Annotated in this window: 2 pseudogenes; both read right to left on the bottom strand. The window is 64.4% G+C overall.

From position 1 onward, the window contains the following. Positions 1–473: pseudogene (locus EN884_RS37165) on the bottom strand (L,D-transpeptidase); the annotation flags it as partial. 209 nt (positions 474–682) lie between these two features. Beyond that, positions 683–925, bottom strand: a pseudogene (locus tag EN884_RS37160) (preprotein translocase subunit SecG); the annotation flags it as partial.

Genomic DNA, 925 nt, shown 5'->3' with positions numbered 1-925 from the left:
TTCATGGCCTCCGCCGGAAGCGGCTCGGCCGACTGGATCGGCGCTATCGGTTCGATAGGCTCGATGATCTTGGCAGCCTGCTTCTTGGCCGGCTTGGCATCGGCCACCTCGGTTGCCGGCGCGCTCTTGCCCTTCTTGGCAAGGAACGCCTGCCGTTCCGCGTCGGCCTTGGCCTTTGCCGCCTCGCGCATTGCCAGCTTCCTGGCTTCGAGCGCCTTGGCTTTGGCGGCTTCCTTGTCGGCAACGATCTTGGCCTCGATCTTCTTGATCTGGGCGAGGTCGTCGGGCGTCGGGTTTTTCTTCTTCTTGAGAAGCTTCAATTGCGACGCATCACTCTTGACGGCGACGTTGATGGCAGAAGTTGTTTCAGCCGAAGGCTGTGCGGCCATATTGGCCGGAACGCCTGCGAAAGCGGGGGAACTCACGCCGAGTGCGGCGCAAAGTCCCAGGAAAATGAAGCTGCGAAGCTGCATGGCGAAGATCCGATCGTTCTATGCTTGTTGCCACGGCGTCGCCCAGCGCCCCCCAAGGGCGCCGGAAATGCCGCGTGCAATCTATAGTCGAATAAGCGCGGCCGCCTCAAGCGTGGGGCCATGCCTCACCCCGTCGAATCTTCGTGATCTCGCTGCATTTGCCGCGACTGTGTTCAAACGACCACAGATCGCGGTTCAGGCACCGAGGACTACTGGTTTGGAACCTGCGGGGTCGCCGGTGCGGCGGGAGCCGTGCCGTTGGTCGCCGGCGGCGTCGAGCCGGCGGCAGGCGCAGTGGCCGGGGCAGTCGCAGGAGCCGAAGCATCGTTGCCGGAAGGCGGCGTCGGCGTGGTGGTGCCCGCGGGCGCCGGAGTTGTGGTTCCAGGCAACTGGTTGAGCACGCCTTTGCCGGCGCCGTCCGAGGTCGCCGGCACGCGGTCCAGGATATCGAT

Origin of the sequence: Mesorhizobium sp. M7A.F.Ca.AU.001.01.1.1 (assembly GCF_004022735.1) — a bacterium.
In the GTDB taxonomy this organism is placed as follows: Bacteria; Pseudomonadota; Alphaproteobacteria; order Rhizobiales; family Rhizobiaceae; genus Mesorhizobium; species Mesorhizobium ciceri.
Note: the sequence above shows the minus strand (reverse complement) of the source record. Positions and strands in the feature narration are given on the sequence as shown.